This is a genomic window from Blautia sp. MSJ-9 (genome assembly GCF_018919065.1).
Taxonomy (GTDB): Bacteria; Bacillota; Clostridia; order Lachnospirales; family Lachnospiraceae; genus Blautia_A.
This window is the reverse complement of sequence record NZ_JAHLQG010000047.1, coordinates 83,552-103,044: the sequence shown is the minus strand read 5'-3', so window position 1 is coordinate 103,044 and position 19,493 is coordinate 83,552. Positions and strand designations below refer to the sequence as shown.

The following is a 19,493-nucleotide window of genomic DNA, read 5'->3' as shown; positions in this document are numbered from 1 at the left end:
TGTAACATTTCTTTGCATTCTGTATCGATTCCGTTTTTTAAAACCTTTTTTCTGTATTTTGTACACCAGACAAGATGATACTGCAAGGAATAGACATATCCCCTACCATATGAAAGTTTGTTTTTATCTATATTAAATATATCTTTTTCCATATAAATATTATACCATATGTATTGGTTTATGTAAACATTTGTTCTGTTGTTTAGTAAAAAAATTTGCGCGTCTAACTCATCACTGAAAGTAACGAGAATGCGACGCGCAGTTATTCAAAATCATAACCGATCTCTATTTTACTCTGTTCTTCTTTTATTACAGGATTTACTGCTTCGCTGCCTGTTTTTTCCCCATCTGCAGTAATATCAAAAAGTCCAAACAGCTTATCCATATCCTGATAACCTGCCTGCTGTAAATAGGTATCTTCGATCACCCAGTTCATCTTATATGGATCATCTTTTATGATTAGTTCAGATACATATCCTTCTTTTTTTACCGACATCTTCAGTTTCTTATTCTCTATCACGAATTCGGAACTCCTTCCTGCTGCCATATTTTTATAGTTAACATCCTTTATTTAGTAAATCTATCGTATGTCTCGGGATTTTGGCATTTTCATGCCAAAACACCTCGCGGAATAGCGGACTACTGAATAGTTACAATCTATCACTTTATATTTCCTGATGCTACAGAAAATATCAAGCAAAACTTAAGAAATTTCACACAAAAAAATACCCCTTATCAGATCAGGATTGTTTTCCTGTCTGTTTAAGGGGTATCTTATTTACGGTCTGAGTTCTTTCATCCACACAAGCATTTCACCCTCTCCTCTGTTATTCCAGTAAGGATACGGGATTGCTGTCAGTTCTACGTCTTCCAGCTGTGGTTTCTGTCCGCTGTACAGGCTGTTAGAAACAGAGGATTCTACAATCTTCTTTCCTCTGGCTTTTACAGTCACGATTCCGCCAAAAAGATCAGATTTCTCTTCTTCCAGAGCTGTATCTGTGTCCACAAAAACGGCCGGAAGATTTTGTGAATTATCAATTTCTTCCAGACAGTATACCAGCGGTCCACGAACAATTGCTGCTTTTCCCGAATCTGCACGTACCTGTGGATTCGCGTAAACAAATTTAGCCGGTGCTGCAAAGCTTACTTCTATTCTTGTGTCTTTTTCTACATGAACTCTGCGGTAGCCTTTTTCCAGTTCTTTATTTTCTTCATACATATTTCCGTCTGCTGTTACCTGATAATCCTGTGCATAATCCGGTACACGAAGCAACAAATCCATTCCTCCTTCCGGTACATTCTTTATTTCAAGACTATAAGTATTTACCCACGGAAATTCTGTCTGAAGTTTCACGGAAATCTTGTTTTCATTCCAGTCGAGTTCTGTCTCATTGGATACAAAGAGATTAACATATAACTCTTTTTTCTTCGAGTTCTCTGCATAGATATACTGTCCGAGAGATGCAAGTGTTCTTGCAATATTCGGAGGACAGCATGCCACGCCAAACCATTTTTGACGGATTGGTTTTACATGTTTCTTCGATGTTCCTTCCATGCATGCAGGCGGCCATACTTCCAGAGGATTTACATAGAAAAAGCTCTTTCCATCCAATGCGATTCCCGCAAGAACGGTATTATACAATGCACGCTCAGCCACATCAATGTACTGACTTTCTCCTGTGATCTGTGCCATTCTCAGGCCAAACAGAGCCAGTCCGATAGATGCACAGCTCTCAGAATAGTTGCTGTCATTCGGCAGATCATAGTCAACTGTAAAACGTTCCAGATAACCAGAGGAACCAATACCGCCGGTAATGTACATACGTTTCTGAACAATATTATTCCACAATGTTTTGCAGGCATTCAGCAGACCTTCATCCTGATAAGCCTCCGCCAGATCAGCCATTGCACAGTACAGGTAAACCGCACGTACTGCATGTCCTTCTGCTGTTGTCTGCTCTCTTACCGGTTTGTCTGACTGGGAATATGCCGGTGTATAGTCTGAAAATTCAGGAAAAATCAGTTTATAATCCAGGCGGCTCATTTCTTTCATAAAGTAATTCTCGCCCACACCTCTGGCATCTATAAAATATTTCGCCTGATCCAGATACTTCTGATTTCCTGTGACACGAGCAAGTTTGATCAAGCCGATCTCCACTTCCTCATGTCCCGGATATCCGTGAATTTTTCCCTCTTCTGTTCCAAAAGTATCGCAGATTAAATCTGCAAATTTACACAGGCAGTCCAGAAGTTTTCTTTTTCCTGTTCCCTCATAATAGGCAACTGCTGCTTCCATCAGATGACCTGCTGTATATAATTCATGTCCTTCGCATAAATCTGTCCAGCGTTTTTCCGGCTCTTTAATCGTGAAATAGGTATTAATATATCCATCCTCACACTGTGCATCTGCGATCAGATCAATGACCTCATCTGCCGTTTTTTCCAGTGCTTCATCCGGATAGCATGCCAGTGAAAAACCAACTGCTTCCAACCATTTCGCTACATCTGTATCCTGAAAAACAGCTCCATAAAATTCCCCCTCGGCTCTTCCTGCTGCAATCTTAAAATTCTCCAGACAATGACTGGATTCTGCGTCTGGAATTCTGTCATTCATTGCCTCCCACTGATACGGGATGATCGCATTTCTTACAAGATCAACATGTTTTGACCAGAATGGATCATGGATAGAAATATTCTTTATATCTAATGAATTTGATCTCATATTCTACGTCTCCTTTTATCGTTCTTAATAGTAAATCAGTGTATGTTTTTAGTTTACGCTTTTACAGCTCCGTTTGTCAATCCACTGACAATATATCTCTGCATAAAGATAAAGATCAGTACAACCGGTGAAATTGCAATGATACCAAATGCCATAGTGGAGTTCCACAATGTCTGATACTGCTGTACATAATTATAAATACTGGAAGTGATCGGTCTCATGTTCGGGTTTGTGATAAATGTAATACCATAGATCAGGTCGCCCCATGCATATACAAAGGAGAATACTGCTGCAACAACTACGCCCGGTTTTGCGATTGGAAGCATGATCATGAAGAAAGATTTCCAGTATCCGCATCCGTCAATATTTGCGGCTTCATCCAGTTCTTTTGGAATGGATAAGAAATACGTTCTTAAAATAATGATACTGAACGGAATTCCCAGGGTGGCATCTGCCAGGATCGGTGCCCAATATGTATTTAACAGACCGATTTTTGAGAACATGATATACAGAGAAGTCAGTACCAGTGTAGACGGAAGCATCTGTGTGATCAGGAAAAACAGGATAAACGCTTTCTTTGCACGGAAACGGAATCTTGCCAGTCCATAAGCTGCCGGGATGGATAACAGTGTGGAAATAATGGTGGAACCAACTGCTATGATCGCACTGTTTTTGAATCCGCGAAGTGTATCACCGGACGCGGAAAGCTGTGCCTTAAATGCATCAAGAGTCAGATTTCTCGGCCACAATGGAGTCGGAATCTCAAATATTTCCACCTGAGTTTTTAATGCAGTTACAACCATCCAATACAGAGGAAAAATAAAAATAATGAAAATGATCAGACCAACTATAAAGGACACTACCTGGCCTTTTTTCTGTTTTTTACCCATTACATGATTTCCTCCTCTTCATTGATTAATTTAATGTAAAAGATTCCTACCACAAGCAGAATCAGGAACAGAATATTGGCTGCTGCCGCACCTTTGCTGAACTGAAACTCCTCAAAGGAAAGTCTGTATGCATAAGTGGAAACCAGCTCTGTGGAATTGATCGGTCCACCTTTTGTCATAACCCATACAAGGTCAAATACTTTGAATGTATATACGAATCCTAATGTCAGAACAGACATGATCGCCGGTTTGATCATTGGAATTGTGATCATAAATAAGGTCTGAATTTTATTTGCGCCATCCAAGCTGCAGCTTTCATAAACTTCAGCCGGAATTGTAGTAAGTCCTGTGATCAGAAGCATCATGTTAAACGGAATACCAATCCAGATATTCGCAACAACGATCGCAACCATCGCAGATGTCGGATGTAACAGCCATTCCATTGGCTGGTCAATGATATGTAACGAAACAAGAAACTGGTTCACAATACCGCCGGAACTTGCAAACATAAATTTAAAAAGCAGACCTGCAACTGTAACCGGAAGCAGCCAGGAAATCATAGTCACGCCTCTGAAAAAAGAACATCCCGGGAACTTCTTATTAAATAACAGTGCCAGTGCAAAACCGATAATAAACTGAAAGAAAATCGATCCGACTGTAAATACCAGTGTATTAATGATAGATTTACTTAAAATAGAATTTCCGCTTGTAAATAATTCGATATAGTTCTGTAATCCTACAAACATCTGATTCTGCGGCTGTGCAAAGGAATAAACATCCACATTTTTAAAGCTCAGGATCAGGTTCTGGATCATTGGATAGCCAATAAAAACCATCATATAAATTGCTGCGGGAAGGGCGAACAGAAATCCCATCTTTGCCCCGCCGTTTAACTTTCTTTGTTTTTTCATTTTTTCTGCCCCCTTGTGTGGTAGTCCTAAGAAAAAGATGCCCCAGCGCATGAGGCGAGGCATCTTTTCACTTGTATTTTCTGCATCTATCCTATAACAGTTATCTGCGTATTCAGAGTTCAACAGATATTATTTCATTTTTTATTTCACTGCGTCTACTGCTGCCTGTGTATCTGCAGCTGCCTGTTCCGGAGTCTTGGCAGAAGTCATAACTTCCTGGAAACCTGTCTGGATCGCACTTGAATAAGACGGCCAAGATGCGCTTGGTCCCCTCGGGATAGATGTTTCAATCTGAGTCAGGAATGCTTTCTGGATCGGATCTTCTGTCCAGTAAGTATCTTTTGCTGCCTCTGTTTTTGGAGGATAGGAACCATACTGTTTCATGGCTTCTACCATTACATCTGTCTGATCATAATATTTCAGGAAAGCTTCTGCTCCTGATGTGTCGTCTTTGTTTACAACACCCATGTTTTCTCCACCAAGGATGGAAGTTGCCTGACCGGAATCAGCATCTTTCTTTGGAAGTACCGTTACTCCATAATTTAAATCCGGTGCGTTTGCTTCGATTCCAGGGATCTGCCATGGTCCGTTCTGCTGCATTGCCAGGTTTCCAGCCATAAAGTTATTGTTTACGTCAGACTGTGTCCAGTTTACACACTCTTTTGTCCAGGAACCATCTTCGATCATTTCCTGCATTAATTTGTAAGCATCTACTCCATCTTCAATGTCTGTGTAGGAGCCGCCTGCAGTGTAAATCCACTGTAAACACTGGAAAGTACCTTCATCTGTATTTGTTGCTGCATTTCCAAATCCGTAAACACCGTCTTTTGTAAGTGCTTTTGCCATTTCATGGAATTCATCCCATGTGGTATTCTCATCTGGATAATCAATTCCTGCTGCATCAAACATATCTTTGTTATAATACAGAGCTGTACAGTTAGTTGCAAATGGAATTCCATAATGTTTTCCGTCCATCATTGTGGATTCCAGCGGACCTTCAATATACTCATCCCAGTTAATATCCGCATCAGAAATATCTCCGAATAATCCAAGCTGGATAAAAGATGCCATGCTGCATCCATCCAGAATAACCAGATCCGGAAGCTCACCGGAAGCGATTCCAAGTGTCAGCTGTTTCTCATAATCAGAAAACGGAACATACACATGTGTTGCTTCGTATTCATCCTGAGAAGCGTTAAATCCATCCAGTAAAGACTGGATCATTTCTTTCTGTGCATCTGTCTCAAAATAGTCCCAGATCACAACTTCTTTTTTGTCTGCTGCAGATGCGGTCACCGCTGTTGCAGACAGCATGGTAGCTGCACATGCCATAGATAATGCAACGGCCATAACTTTTTTCATCTTCATAAAAAAACCTCCCTTGTAATGATTTTCCTCAGCTCCTTTGCTGTTGAACTCATTATAAGAGAGGTTTTGTTTTTCGTTAATTCTAATAATTTAAGAAAAGTGGACTATTTTATTTTTTCTCCACCAGTTGATACATTTTATCTGTCAGTTTCTGAGCAACACTTTCCCACTGAGGAATCGATGTCCTTGTCACTGCATCTTCCATCTGTCTGACAAACACTTCCATTCTTTCATCCTGTTTCGCCATTTCCTGCGCTGCACTGATTTTCGCCGGAAGAACATTTGCTGTTTCACAGAAAGCCAGAAGTTCCTGACCATCCATACAGAAATTCAGAAATGCAAGAGAACCTGTTACATTTTTCCCCTTAATGATCGCGATATTCTCTCCTCCCAGAACAGCCGCATTCTCCGTCGTTTCAGCATCTTTGCCAGGAATCGGTGCAACTCCATAATCAATCCCGGACTCATCCAGCATCGGAAATGCCCATGGACCATTCTGTATTATCGCTGCTTTTCCCTGAACAAATTCCCTGGAAACATCTGTCTGGGTAAGATTAATGCAGTTTTCTGACAGACTGCCATCTTCCAGCAATTCCGAAAAGAATCCATAGGTTTGCGTCCATGGACTTTCCTGTGTATTCTCCTGCTGATCTGAAGGATCTCCACTTGCAGCCAGGATCCAGGAAAGGATCTGAAAAGCCCCCTGTTCTCCTTCTATTCCACACATAAGAAATCCATCATGCTCTCCGGTTGTAAGTTTCTTTGCTGTTTCCCTGAGTTCCGCCCAGGTAGAAGGCGGCTCACATCCTGCCTCTTTCAACATTGTTTTGTTGTAGATCAGAGCTGTATTATTGCAGTTAAACGGTACTCCATAATATCTGTCCTCGTATTTTACAGTATCAATAATGGAAGCATAATACTCTTTCTCCAAATTCCAGTCCTGCACTTCTTCTGTAATGTCTTCAAATAGTCCAAGCCTTATCATGGATGGGGTGTCAGGATTGTCCAGAATCGCCATATCTGGAAGTTTATTTTCTGTATATGCCGAAGACAGACCTTTCACAAAGCCAGTCATAGGAACATATTCCCATGATACATGATATTGATTCTGGGACTGGTTAAAATCCCGGATCAGTTTATTCAGCCCGTCCCGCTGTGCCTGCGTTTCATAGTAGGACCATATTACCAACTCTTCTTTTTTATTTTCCTCTTCCTGTTTTTCATAGTCTGCTTTCTGACATCCGCCAAGCCCGATCATTGCAGATAAAAAAACAGCCAAGCCAAGTTTCTTCCACATATTTCTTATGCCTCTCAGTTATTCTGTCTGTAGTCTCCCGGTGAAATTCCCATTTCTTCTTTAAATACTCTGTTAAAATACTTTGGATCATTGTAGCCAACCTGCAATGCAATCGAATAAATCTTCTCATCGGTTCCTTTTAGAAGACGTTTTGCCTGACTAATCCGGAAACGCTTCAGAAAAGTGGAGAAATTGATCCCTACTTCCTTGTTAAACAAAGTACTCAGATATTCCGGCGTAATCTCCAGACGCTCTGCCAGCATATCAAGGGAAATATTCTCACTGTAATGCTCCCGGATAAAATTAATGGCTCTTCGGATTGCATAATTACGGATATCTTCTTTTTTATCCTTGGATTCCAGGATAGTGTCCACTGCTTTTTGAAAACACGCTTCCAGCTCTCCTTCTGTAATTTTTTCAGAGGCAAGGTGTTCCAGATCCTGGTTCTGTAACAGTTTATATGCCTGCTGATTCACCTCGTGGCATACATTTTCCAGAAATGCCAGCATCTTTTTATAGGTCTTCCTGATATATTTGGGACTGCATTTCATCTCTTTGGTATATTTCAGGAAATTTTCGCACTCTTTTTTCAGCTTTTCTGATGACTCGCTGCACAACGCTGTCTGTATCCGGTTTTCCAGATGTACCGGATATTGGAAATCCTCCACAGGAACTTTTCTTATCTTTTCTTCTGTAAGAATTTCCCGATATCCCATACGGATTCCGTACAGATAATCTTTTCTCATTTTCTGAACATTTTCCTGAATTTCTTCCAGCTCATCAGAAATCGCAAATATCCAGACAGGCTGTTCCTCTTCTGTCAGATTCTGATAAAGCCGTCTTGTCAATTTCCGTTCCAGTTCTTCTTCCGAAATCTCACCCTGTACAAGCAAAAAGATTTCCTGCGTGTTTTCCAGTGTAACCGGATAAACATTTAATTCCGGATAACTCTCTTTCATTTTTTCGAACTGCTGCTGTATACTTCTGGAATATTTTGTGCTGGTATTTCCCACATATCCCGCAAGAACAAATACTGGCGTTTTCTCAGCAAAAGCACCTGTTTTCAGAAGCTTCCGGCACTTCCTGGATCAGTTCTCTTACCTTCACGGTCATCTCATTGAAATTATCTGCAATTGTACCGATCTCATCAAAAGACTGAACCGGTACCACAACATCCAGATTTCCTTTCTTTACTTCCTGCATTCCACTGACAACAGATTTCACAGATGTATCCAGGTTTCTTACTGTGTAAAAAATCAGAGCAAGAGCAAAAACAAGCAGCAATACTGTAATCCCAAGCTGTGTTCCCTGCGTTCTGGTCAGGTCTTTGAGCATATAATCTCTGTCATAAGCATTGTAGAAAATCCAACCGGTATCTGCATCCTCGTATTGATTCAGTGCCACATTTTTGTTACGGAGATATCCGGATACATTAACAAATTCCTGAATATTTAGCTGGGGATTGATCGCATTACCGGTAAAATCTTCATCCGGATAGGACACCACACGCTGTTCTTTATTCAGGATAAAATTCACACTCGGATCTTCTTTACTTCCATTTCCGCAGATAGAGCTTAAAATTTTCTGATCTACCGACATGATCACAGTTGCAATACTTCCTTTTTCGAGATTATTAAAATCAAACATTCTTTTGGAAATATGAAAAAAATGTCCTGCATTTTCTTCTCCCTGAAAATTCATGGTATCTGTCAGAACCATGCCGGGAGCATCCAGTGATTCACGATAAGGTGGAATCTGCCGCATATCCGAATAATTATGCCAGATGGTATTTAAAGACGAATCTGTCTCGAAATCATAAATTACAGCCGTTCCATCCGGGCAGACAATGCTCAGGCATCGGATCCCCGCATCACTGTTGCGGTACTGCTTCAGGCGCTTTATGATCTGATTATATGCAACTGCCTTATGGCTCTCCTGTATATCACTTAACTCGCTGACACACTCTGTCACCTGATCATCCTTGTAAATCTGATAGAGAAGATTCGTATATACTTCCATATTCAGATTTACACGCTCTGCAATCTGTGTCAGATTGCTGACCATCAGTTCGTCAATCTTTTCTGTCATCTGCTTTCTGTTTACCTGAAATACATAAACCTGCATCAGCAGAAGTGGAATAATGGAAGCGAACGCAAACGCACAGAGCAATTTATGCCCGAGTTTCCAACTATTATAATGTTTCAGTATTCTTTTCCATATCCTCATCTTTGACTTCTCCGACCAACTGCTCACAACTGAACAGTTCTCTGACTGCATTCTCATATACTGCACATTTCTCAGCCTTCTTGATTTTCTTTGCATATTTTTTATTGTTCGTAAACATTGGTGCCAGATAAGACCATAATTCTTTCATGCGGAACAGAATATTTCTGTCACCCGAAAGATCTTCGCAGTATTCCTGATACATAATATTGTGAAATCTGCGGATTTCTTCTTTCGATGCAGGTGCTCCGCCACGGATTTCTCTTGCAAGTGCAGGATTTTTCAAAGTTCCTCTGCCGATCATGATGCAGTCCAGTGACGGAAACATTTCCTGCAGTCTGATACAATCCTGTACAGTAACGATATCGCCATTATAACACACCGGACTCTTTGAATGTTCCACTGCTTCTCCGAATGTTTCCAGACGCGGTGTATTTTTGTAATAGTCTTTCTGTACTCTTGCATGGACAATCAGTTCTTCCAGAGGATATTTATTATAAATCGCCAGAAGGTCTTCAAATTCTTCCGGTTCATCCATTCCAAGGCGGGTCTTGATCGAAATCTTCATATCACATTTACTGAAAATCTCATCCAGAAATTTATCCAGTTCATCCGGCCTGTCCAGAAATCCTGCGCCTCTGCCTTTCGTCACAACAGTCTTTGACGGACAGCCAAGATTCAGGTTTACTTCGTTATAGCCATATTCCTGTAAAGTTTCTGCTGTCTGGATAAAATCCTCTGCATTCTTTGTCAGAATCTGCGGGACTGCATACATGCCTTCATTGTTCTCAGGCATGATGTCTTTCTTCTCTCTGGTGCTGAGATGGCCTTTCTGGTTTGGCAGGATAAATGGAATGAAGTACTTGTCAAATCCGCCGAAACACTGATAGAGTGCACGTCTGTATGTGTATCCTGTGATTCCCTCAAGTGGGGCTAAATATATTTTCATGTGTTTCTCCTGTTGTATTATAGTCAGGCGGATAAAATCATTTTCTCTGTCCGCTTCAAGTCAAACAGATAAAATCATCCCTTTCGCAGCCTGCTCATGACCGAATAACTGTTGTTTTGTAGTTTCGGTTAAATTCTTCATTTATTATACTGTAGTCATTCTGATTTCTCAATGCACATTTAAAACATCAGTTAAAATCTTCATGCACAAAAAGAGATACTTTTTTCAAGTACCTCTGACCATTTTCCCCTGTTCTTTTCATTCACTGTCTTTTACGGTTATCTAACTGTTTAAATGAATTTCAGACAAACTATACTCTACAAATCTACAAGACTTTGCGTCCATTTACTGTCAGCTTAAAAGTTGTTCCAAGTATTTCCGCTGATTTTCTGCAAAGCATCATACGTTCAAGGAAGATTTCGAAATAGTCATACAGAGAACAGATATTTTCATCAATCTGAAGATTCAATGCAATAACTGACTTATCTTCCGCAATTTTCAGTTTGGAATCTGTAACTGCATAATTTACACGGTCATGAATATCATATGCTGATTTTTCCTTCTGGCGTACACGGCTTCTTCTTACATCTGTTTTATCCGCTATGATAAGTGCTGCTGAAATGACATCCTCAGGACTTCCAGTTGATTCATCATGATTACCAATTGCTGCAATCACTGTTATTCTGTCTTCCAGAGACATATCGGTTTCTTTCAGCAGATCATTTGCAAGAAGCGCACCATATTCTGCATGATGGGTTCTGTTGATCGCATTTCCAATATCATGCATATATCCTGCAATCTTTGCAAGTTCAATTTCATGTTCTGAATATCCCATCCGTTTCAGGATTTTTCCTGCCTGATGTGCTACCTGTACACAATGCGCTTTCGAATGATCTGTAAAACCAAGCTGGCCCAGGTTTTCATTTCCTTTCTGAAGATATGCGTTAATCTCTTTATTATTTGCTATTTCTTTGTATTTCATATATTATGTCTCCTCTTCTGATGTCTCGGAATTTTCCTTATTGCATCCTTTATTCTTTTTACTTAATCTGATGTTATATTCTAAATTTCATTAATCATCTGTTCCAGATTATTAATGCCTGAACACAATTCTTTTTTATCATAACAGCAAAAAATAAAAACTGCTATCATACTATTGTATAGAGTCGGTAAAATAACTGTAAAAGGTAAAAGCAGGAAAAGCACAAACATCCTGTCCTCGACATAAACTATATAGAAATCCCCTTCGAGGTAAGCATTTGAAGGCTTTTTTGAAACCTTTGTCCCTATCCCAGGAAAAATATTATCTTCAAAAGTATCAGGAGGGTGATTCTCAGGCAAAGAATATCCTGATCGAGCATAATCTCCGGCTGGTCGCCCATGTAGTGAAGAAATACCAGGGAACCGGTGAAGATACAGACGATCTGATCTCAATTGGTACTATTGGACTGATCAAGGCGGTTACTACTTTTAATCCGCAGAAATCTTCAAGATTATCTACGTATTCTGCAAGGTGTATAGAAAATGAACTGCTGATGTACTTCAGGTCTAAAAAGAAACATTCGAGGGAAGTGTCGCTGTATGAACCGATTGGAACGGACAAAGAGGGAAATGAGATTAATCTGTTGGATGTGATCGAGAGTACGCCGGTAGATATTGTGGAGGATTGTTATATAAGGGAAAATACTTCTTATCTTCTGAAATCTCTGAAAAAAATCCTGTCTGATAAGGAATATCAGGTGATCTGTTACCGCTATGGGCTGTTTGGCATGGAAGAGGAAACTCAGCGTGAGATTGCCCGGAAGCTGTGTATCAGCCGTTCTTATGTCTCCAGAATTGAGAAAACAGCTCTGCAAAAGCTTCGCGGACTTTTTCCCCAGATACAGTAAACGCAGCCAACGTTAACTTTGTTGGCTGCGTTTATTTTTATTCTGCTCTTCTCAATAAATCATAAACCTGGATTTCTGTTCCCAGATCAATGAACAGTTTCTGCTGTGCGTGAGGTGCACTCTCCATTGGATTGCCCTCTTCATCATAGATTCCCTTTACAACAACAGATACGTTCTGTCCGTCTGGTTTCATGATCTCGATGGTTTCACCTACAGAGAATTTATTTCTCTGAGTGATCTGTGCATAGCCGCGTTCATCTACTGCCTCTGCAAAGCCCAGATAAGTATATTCTTTCTGATAAGTGTTATTGTCGTAGATCTGTGTATTCTCATCCGGTTTTCCATAGAAAAATCCGGTTGTAAACTGTCTGTAAGTACAGTTGGAAATCTGTTCCTGATACCATGGCATGTTTGCCTGATATTTCTCAGGACTCTCCATATAGTCGTCGATTGCCTTGCGATAAGTTCTGGCAACAGTTGCTACGTAGAGTGCGGTTTTCATACGACCTTCAATCTTCAGGCTGTCGATTCCGCTGTTTATGATATCGTCCATATGCTCGATCATGCAGAGATCTTTTGAATTAAAAATATAAGTGCCTCTCTCATTCTCAAATACCGGCATATATTCTCCCGGACGTTTCTCTTCCACGATGGAATATTTCCAACGGCACGGATGAGTACAGGCTCCTTGATTTGCGTCTCGTCCTGCCAGATAATTGCTGAGCAGACATCTTCCGGAATAGGAAATGCACATAGCTCCATGAATAAATGTCTCAATTTCCATATCATCCGGGATATGCTCTCTGATCTCTCTGATCTCAGCAAGAGAAAGTTCTCTGGCTGTTACTACACGTTTTGCTCCCAGATTGTACCAGAAACGATAAGTTTCATAATTGGTATTGTTCGCCTGTGTACTGATATGGCGCTCGATCTCCGGACAGATTTCTTTCGCATACATAAAGATTCCCGGATCAGCGATGATCAAAGCATCCGGCTTCAGTTCTTTCAGTTCTGTGAGATATTCTCTGACACCCGGCAGATCATAATTGTGAGCCAGGATGTTTACCGTTACATAAACTTTTACCCCGTGCTCATGAGCAAAAGCGATTCCCTCTTTCATATCATCATGAGAGAAATTCTTTGCTTTGGCTCTCAGTCCGAAAGCTTCTCCTCCGATATATACTGCATCTGCTCCGAAAATAACAGCAATCTTTAATACTTCAAGGCTGCTTGCCGGAACCAGCAATTCTATTTTTCTCATATTGTTCACTCCTGTTTCACACTGACTGTAACCCCGTCTCCCAACGGAATGATCGAAGTTATCAGGGATGGATTATGTTTCAGTTCATACAGATACTCTCGCATCCGTTTATATATGGTTCTGTTTCTGCGCTCCACCAGATAATGAGATTCTATGATATCTCCCTCCTGAAGCACATTGTCGGAAATAAGAACGCCGCCCTTTTGCATCAGACGCATCACATCAGGAAGCCAGTTGATATACTGTCCTTTTGCGGCATCCATGAAGATCATATCAAAAGGACCTTCCAGTTCTTTTAATATCTGTCCTGCGTCTCCTTCCAGCAGAGTGATCTGTGACTCACGGCCGGCTTTGCGGAAATTCTCTTTTGCAATGGGAATTCTTTTCTCATAATTCTCAATGGTAACGATTTCCAGATCCTGCGGGCCATATTCACACATAAGAAGTGTGGAGAAGCCAATGGCTGTCCCCACCTCCAGAATACGTTTCGGCTGGTTCAAAGCCAGAAACATCTTTATAAAACTCTGCATTTCTCTTCGGATAATAGGAACCCGTTCTCTGATGGCATACTGTTCCAGTTCCTCCAGAAACGGTGTATTTCCCATATCCAGTGAATTGATATAGGTACGCATTCGTTCATCAACTATCACGAATCACTTACCCCTTCCTGTTCGTCATCTCCTGCCAGGATTCCCATAATACGGTTCGGTGTATATGCAGTACTTAAGAGATAAGTTCCCGGCTGAAGTTTACCATGATAAGCGGACAGTCTCTCCTGCACATAGAACACCGGAGCGCTCTTGACAAGTCCTTTCTTCTGAAGAGTCTTGGCAATCTTGTACAGGGAAGCATCCTCTTTAATTACTACTGTGACCTCCTGTCCCTCTCCCGGGCTCATGGCCTGCTGGTTAAAGACATCATGTCCAAACTGGAATGAAGCCCTTCCCACCCAGAAAAGTAACACTACCACACAAACATAAAGTGCGATCTTAAAAAATACTCCAGCTACAACAACGCCTGCCGCACCTGCACGTTCTTTGGTATCACTCATAATTTATTTCCTTTCATAGTTACGCAATCGGCACATCCATGTCAATACCTTCTGCTACTTTCACGCAGATCCTCTGCATCATCTTGCAAAGCGCAAGTTCTGCATCCAGATAAGCATTTACCAGTGGATGTCTGCGCAGTTCTGCAGATTCTTTTCCCATCTGCTCTACAACTTCAAACAGATTGTCGGAATCGCATTCATTCTGGACTCTGTAGTTATCCGCTCTGAATGCATCTACTCTTGCTTTCAGTTCCGGATCCTTTTCCAGAAGTTCACTCTGCTTACGAAATTCCAGATATTCCGGACTCTCTTTGATTGCCTCTAAAAGTCCGTTAATACTTTCCTCTATTGTGTTTGGTTCCATTTTATGCCTCCATGATAATAGGCAGGATCATCGGACTTCTCTTTGTGCGTTTCCATAAGAATTCGCTAAGCGCATCTTTTACTACTGTTTTGATCTTGCCCCAGTCTGTGATATTGCGTTCCAGACAGGAATCCAGTGCATTCTCTACTACTTCTCTCGCATGATCCATCAGATCCTCGGATTCTCTTACATATACGAAACCGCGGGATACGATGTCCGGTCCTGCAAGGATCACATTGCTGTGGCGCTCTAAAGTTACCACAACGATCATGATTCCGTCCTCAGCAAGATGCTGGCGGTCACGGAGAACAATGTTTCCTACATCACCAACGCCAAGTCCATCCACAAGAATGGCTCCTGTGTGTACAGTTCCTGTTACCTGTGCACTCTGGCTGTCAAGTTCCAGGATATTACCGGATGCAAGAACAAAGATGTTCTCTTTCGGAATTCCAAGTTCCTCGACTACATTCTTCTGAGCTGTCAGGTGTCTGTACTCGCCATGAACCGGGATCGCATATTTCGGTTTTACCAGAGAATAGATCAGCTTGATCTCTTCCTGGCAGGCATGTCCGGAAACGTGAACATCCTGGAAGATAACTTTGGCACCTTTCATGGAAAGTTCGTTGATAACCTTGGATACGGCTTTCTCATTTCCAGGGATCGGATTGGAACTGAAGATAATAGTATCATTCGGCTTGATCACAATCTTCTTATGGATATTTGCCGCCATACGGGAAAGCGCTGCCATGGATTCACCCTGGCTTCCGGTTGTGATCAGAACTACCTGCTCATCCGGATAGTTCTTCACCTGGTCGATCTCGATCAGTGTCTGATCCGGGATACGGAGGTATCCAAGTTCTGCTGCAGTTGTGATAACATTTACCATACTGCGGCCTTCTACTGCAACCTTACGTCCGAAACGGTATGCAGTATTGATGATCTGCTGTACACGGTCTACGTTAGACGCAAAAGTCGCGATAATGATTCTGTTTGTCTTATATTCATTAAAAAGATTATCAAATACATGACCGACAGAACGCTCGGACATAGTGAAGCCGCTTCGTTCAGCGTTGGTACTGTCACACATCAGTGCCAGTACACCTTTCTTACCGATCTCAGCAAAACGCTGCAGGTCGATCGCATCTCCAAATACAGGTGTGTAATCTACTTTGAAGTCACCGGTGTGAACGACGATACCTGCCGGTGAGTAGATTGCAAGTGCAGATGCATCCTGGATACTGTGGTTTGTCTTGATAAATTCAATGGAGAAATCTCCAAGATTGATGACCTGTCCGTGTTTTACTTCTTTTAACTTGGTAGTACGGGTCATATTGTGTTCTTTCAGCTTGTTTGCGATCAGAGCAATGGTAAGCTTTGTGGAATAAACCGGTACATTTACGTCCTTGAGTACATACGGCAGTGCACCGATATGATCCTCATGTCCATGCGTGATCACAAAACCTTTTACTTTGGAAATATTCTCTTTTAAATAGGTAACATCCGGGATTACAAGATCGATTCCCAGCATGTCATCTTCCGGGAAAGCCAGTCCGCAATCTACTACTACGATGCTGTCCTCGTACTCAAATGCTGTGATATTCATTCCGATCTGCTCCAGACCGCCAAGTGGAATGATCTTTAATTTGGATGTTGGTTTCTTAGGTCTGCGGGAAGCATTCTTTACAGAAGCCTTAAACGGTACTGGCTTTCCGCTCTTTTCTTTGTCTGCCGGTGCTTTACGGTCCTGCATCGGTTTTCTTCCATGAGAGTTTCTGTGCTGTGGTTTGAATTTATAATTCTTTTTATACGGTCTCTTATATCCGGACTGTCCCTCATGATTCTCACGCACTTCATTATTAAATTGGTTGTTATTTTCGTTACTCAAGCATTACACCTCCACGCTACATTTCAAGGTCTACGTCATCTAACATCTGTTCAAATACTTTAAAAACTGCCTGCAGTTCGTCCTCGTCCTCGACCATCTCATAGCAGGCTTCCTGACTGTCATCCTCTGACACATCTTTAAAAATATAGGCCGTCGCCTCATCGTCCATAGAGTCAGATACCAGAAGATAAGCCGTTCCTCCGATCCTGGTCTGCTCTTCTACATAAAACTCCGCTACTGTTCCGTCCTCGAGCTGAAATTTGATTTTTTCCATTTGTTTATTCTCCTAACAGGACAGGGAATCCAGATATCCCTGTAAAATAAAAACAGCAGCCAGCTGATCCAGATACTGCTTACGGTTCTCTCTGCGCACACTGGCTTCCATTAAAGTACGATTGGCTTCTACTGTAGTCAGACGCTCGTCCCACATAATCACTTCAAGACCTGTGCGTCTCTCCAGCATCTCTTTGAATTCCAGTGATTTCTGGGCACGTTCCCCAATCGTATTATTCATGTTCTTCGGATATCCAAGCACGATCTTCTCCACGTGATATTCCGAAACAAGTTCTTCGATACGGGCAAGTGTCTGGCGCAGGTGGTTCTCCTGTTTACGCCAGATTGTCTCTATACCCTGTGCGGTAAGCCCAAGCGGATCGCTGATGGCTACACCGACTGTTTTTGAGCCATAATCTAATCCCAGGATTCTCATATCAGCGTTCCCAGGATTTGTTCTTAATATACTCGTTTAAAAGTTCCTCTACCAGTTCGTCGCGCTCTACTTTCATGATCATGCTTCTTGCGCCTTTATGACTGGTGATGTATGTCGGGTCACCGGACATAATATATCCGACGATCTGATTGACCGGATTGTAGCCTTTCTCATCCATTGCTGTGTAAACGAGATCCAGCACTTCTTTTACCTGAAGTTCCTGGTCTGGTTTTGTTCTGAAATATTGGGTATTACCCAGATTGTTCTCTGCCATTTTATTCACGTCCTTACCTGATTTATTGTTGCAAAGTCTTTTAATTGTTGCATCTGCTGTTATGATGCTATTTTCAATAATTTTTCACTTTGCTATGTATTGCAAGTTTCGTATGATAACTGTTCAGTGCGAAATTGTCATTACTGAATAGTTATTTCGTATACAATACACATATATTCTTCTATATTTTAATATAATTCCACGTATTGTGCAACCCAAATTTACTGCTGACTCTTCCACTACTTACAAACATATTACTGTTCACTCTGTGCCCAGCAACACACTTCGCTGGATATCACCAGTAAACAGTAACACAAACATTCATTATTATTCGAGAACCAACAGTATAATTTTCTAAAAAATTTATTCTACTCCCAGAACCTCACCTGTCAATGTATGCTCTTCCAGGAATTCTTCCGCTTTTACAGTAACGATGTCATTCACACCGTAATTGTCCTGTTTCTTTACTGCTGTTTTAATATATTCCATGCTGTGACCGATATACCACTGTTCTCCGTTAATTTCTACTACTTCCTCCAGAAGTACTTTCAGTTCACTGCCGAGCATGGATTTCTCATATTCTTTTGCATGCTGTTCATTTAAAGCAAGCATCTTGTCGCTTCTGACAGCTTTCTGTGCTTCTGTAAGCTGTCCGGACATAGCTGCTGCTTTTGTGCCGTGACGGCGGGAATATTTGAAAATGTGGGTTTCGTAGAAGTGAATGCCCTCTACAAAATTATAAGAAGCCTGGAAATCTTCCTCTGTTTCCATCGGGAAACCAACGATCACATCTGTGGTAAGTGCAGGATTTCCCAGATATTTTCTCAGAAGTTCACATTTCTCTGCGTATTCTACGCTTCTGTACCTGCGGTTCATTCTCTCCAAAGTGATGTCGCATCCGCTCTGCAGAGACAGATGGAAATGCGGGCACATTTTCGGCAATGCAGCGATGCTCTTTGCAAATTCCTCGGTGATGATTCCCGGTTCCAGGGAGCCAAGACGGATTCTTTCAATTCCCTCAACTTCATGAACTGCCTGGATCAGAGACAGCAGTGTTTCTTTCTCTTCTGCCGGGAAATCTACTCCATAAGAGCTCAAGTGGATTCCTGTCAGAACTACTTCTTTGTATCCCTTAGCCGCAAGTGCACGGACCTCATCCATTACATGTGCGATCTTACGGCTTCTGACACGGCCTCTTGCGTAAGGAATGATACAATAGGTACAGAACTGATTGCAGCCGTCCTGAACTTTAATATATGCACGTACATGCTCTGCAGTATGGTCGATCGCCAGTTCTTCATATTCTTTTGTCTGATTGATCTTAAGCACATGTTTCTGTTTGGTGTGCTGTTGCTCATATTCCTCAAGTACCTGAACAATATTTCCCTTCTGGTTATTTCCAAGGATCAGGTCTACTGCCTCGTCCTTGTCCAGCTTGCCCTCGTCAGTCTGCACATAACAGCCTGCTGCAATTACGATAGCATCCGGGTTCATTTTCTTTGCCTTGTGCAGCATCTGTCTTGATTTACGATCTGCAATGTTGGTCACTGTACAGGTATTAATTAAATATACATCAGCGCCTGGCTCAAAAGGTACGATCTCGTAGCCTGCCTCTTCCAGGAGCTGCTGCATGGCTTCTACTTCATAGGCGTTTACTTTACAGCCTAAGTTGTGAAGTGCAACTTTTTTTCCCATTCTTT

The 19,493-nt window shown here is 41.5% G+C and carries 21 protein-coding genes; 1 reads left to right on the top strand and 20 read right to left on the bottom strand.

Going from position 1 to position 19,493, the window contains the following annotated elements; genetic code table 11:
- The 11 genes from KQI87_RS17370 to KQI87_RS13780 all read right to left on the bottom strand — a co-directional run.
- A partial coding sequence (locus KQI87_RS17370; RefSeq protein WP_216458472.1) for a transposase occupies nt 1-152 on the bottom strand: 152 nt, incomplete at its 3' end.
- Nucleotides 153-262: 110 nt separating this feature from the next.
- A complete protein-coding gene (locus KQI87_RS13825; RefSeq protein WP_216460640.1) occupies nt 263-520 on the bottom strand; it encodes a hypothetical protein in 258 nt (85 codons plus the stop codon).
- A gap of 258 nt (nt 521-778) precedes the next feature.
- Entirely contained in the window at nt 779-2,722 is a 1,944-nt protein-coding gene (locus tag KQI87_RS13820; RefSeq protein ID WP_216460639.1) for a glycoside hydrolase family 127 protein, read from the bottom strand.
- Between the two features lie 53 nt (nt 2,723-2,775).
- The gene (locus KQI87_RS13815) at nt 2,776-3,612 is read right to left on the bottom strand and encodes a carbohydrate ABC transporter permease (RefSeq protein WP_216460638.1); all 837 of its coding nucleotides are present in this window, start codon (nt 3,610-3,612) and stop codon (nt 2,776-2,778) included.
- Nucleotides 3,612-4,523: a carbohydrate ABC transporter permease gene (locus KQI87_RS13810; RefSeq protein WP_216460637.1), complete on the bottom strand. Its 912-nt coding sequence runs from the start codon at nt 4,521-4,523 to the stop codon at nt 3,612-3,614. Before KQI87_RS13810 ends, KQI87_RS13815 begins: the two co-directional genes overlap by 1 nt.
- Before the next feature lie 141 nt (nt 4,524-4,664).
- Nucleotides 4,665-5,891, bottom strand: a complete 1,227-nt coding sequence (locus tag KQI87_RS13805; protein ID WP_216460636.1) for an ABC transporter substrate-binding protein — start codon at nt 5,889-5,891, stop codon at nt 4,665-4,667.
- Between the two features lie 109 nt (nt 5,892-6,000).
- A complete protein-coding gene (locus tag KQI87_RS13800) occupies nt 6,001-7,188 on the bottom strand; it encodes an ABC transporter substrate-binding protein (protein WP_253292534.1) in 1,188 nt (395 codons plus the stop codon).
- 14 nt (nt 7,189-7,202) lie between these two features.
- Entirely contained in the window at nt 7,203-8,147 is a 945-nt protein-coding gene (locus KQI87_RS13795; protein WP_216460635.1) for an AraC family transcriptional regulator, read from the bottom strand.
- An 85-nt stretch (nt 8,148-8,232) separates the two neighbouring features.
- Nucleotides 8,233-9,414, bottom strand: a complete 1,182-nt coding sequence (locus tag KQI87_RS13790) for a HAMP domain-containing protein (RefSeq protein ID WP_253292533.1) — start codon at nt 9,412-9,414, stop codon at nt 8,233-8,235.
- Nucleotides 9,380-10,360 (bottom strand): tRNA dihydrouridine synthase, encoded by a 981-nt coding sequence (locus KQI87_RS13785; RefSeq protein WP_216460634.1) that lies wholly within the window; start codon nt 10,358-10,360, stop codon nt 9,380-9,382. The genes KQI87_RS13790 and KQI87_RS13785 overlap by 35 nt, the downstream gene beginning before the upstream one ends.
- A gap of 325 nt (nt 10,361-10,685) precedes the next feature.
- Entirely contained in the window at nt 10,686-11,342 is a 657-nt protein-coding gene (locus KQI87_RS13780) for an HD domain-containing protein (protein ID WP_216460633.1), read from the bottom strand.
- Between the two features lie 277 nt (nt 11,343-11,619).
- On the opposite strand from KQI87_RS13780, the gene sigK reads away from it, so the two are divergent.
- Complete coding sequence (sigK, locus tag KQI87_RS13775; RefSeq protein WP_216460632.1) at nt 11,620-12,249, top strand: RNA polymerase sporulation sigma factor SigK; 630 nt, start codon at nt 11,620-11,622, stop codon at nt 12,247-12,249.
- Nucleotides 12,250-12,286: 37 nt separating this feature from the next.
- On the opposite strand, the gene KQI87_RS13770 is transcribed toward sigK, so the two are convergent.
- From KQI87_RS13770 to mtaB, 9 genes are all read right to left on the bottom strand, one after another.
- Complete coding sequence (locus tag KQI87_RS13770; RefSeq protein WP_216460631.1) at nt 12,287-13,510, bottom strand: peptidase U32 family protein; 1,224 nt, start codon at nt 13,508-13,510, stop codon at nt 12,287-12,289.
- A 5-nt stretch (nt 13,511-13,515) separates the two neighbouring features.
- Entirely contained in the window at nt 13,516-14,160 is a 645-nt protein-coding gene (locus tag KQI87_RS13765) for an O-methyltransferase (RefSeq protein ID WP_216460630.1), read from the bottom strand.
- A complete protein-coding gene (locus KQI87_RS13760) occupies nt 14,157-14,561 on the bottom strand; it encodes an endolytic transglycosylase MltG (RefSeq protein WP_216460629.1) in 405 nt (134 codons plus the stop codon). The genes KQI87_RS13765 and KQI87_RS13760 overlap by 4 nt, the downstream gene beginning before the upstream one ends.
- 19 nt (nt 14,562-14,580) lie before the next feature.
- Nucleotides 14,581-14,925, bottom strand: a complete 345-nt coding sequence (locus KQI87_RS13755; protein ID WP_216460628.1) for a YlbF family regulator — start codon at nt 14,923-14,925, stop codon at nt 14,581-14,583.
- Between the two features lies 1 nt (nt 14,926).
- Nucleotides 14,927-16,675, bottom strand: a complete 1,749-nt coding sequence (locus KQI87_RS13750; RefSeq protein WP_253292536.1) for a ribonuclease J — start codon at nt 16,673-16,675, stop codon at nt 14,927-14,929.
- Between the two features lie 151 nt (nt 16,676-16,826).
- Complete coding sequence (locus tag KQI87_RS13745) at nt 16,827-17,084, bottom strand: DUF1292 domain-containing protein (protein ID WP_216460627.1); 258 nt, start codon at nt 17,082-17,084, stop codon at nt 16,827-16,829.
- Between the two features lie 12 nt (nt 17,085-17,096).
- On the bottom strand, nt 17,097-17,519 hold the full coding sequence (gene ruvX / locus KQI87_RS13740; RefSeq protein ID WP_216460626.1) for a Holliday junction resolvase RuvX: 423 nt from the start codon (nt 17,517-17,519) through the stop codon (nt 17,097-17,099).
- A 1-nt stretch (nt 17,520) separates the two neighbouring features.
- Nucleotides 17,521-17,793 (bottom strand): IreB family regulatory phosphoprotein, encoded by a 273-nt coding sequence (locus KQI87_RS13735; RefSeq protein ID WP_020994102.1) that lies wholly within the window; start codon nt 17,791-17,793, stop codon nt 17,521-17,523.
- 363 nt (nt 17,794-18,156) lie between these two features.
- Nucleotides 18,157-19,488 (bottom strand): tRNA (N(6)-L-threonylcarbamoyladenosine(37)-C(2))-methylthiotransferase MtaB, encoded by a 1,332-nt coding sequence (gene mtaB, locus KQI87_RS13730; protein ID WP_216460625.1) that lies wholly within the window; start codon nt 19,486-19,488, stop codon nt 18,157-18,159.
- Nucleotides 19,489-19,493 lie beyond the last annotated feature (5 nt).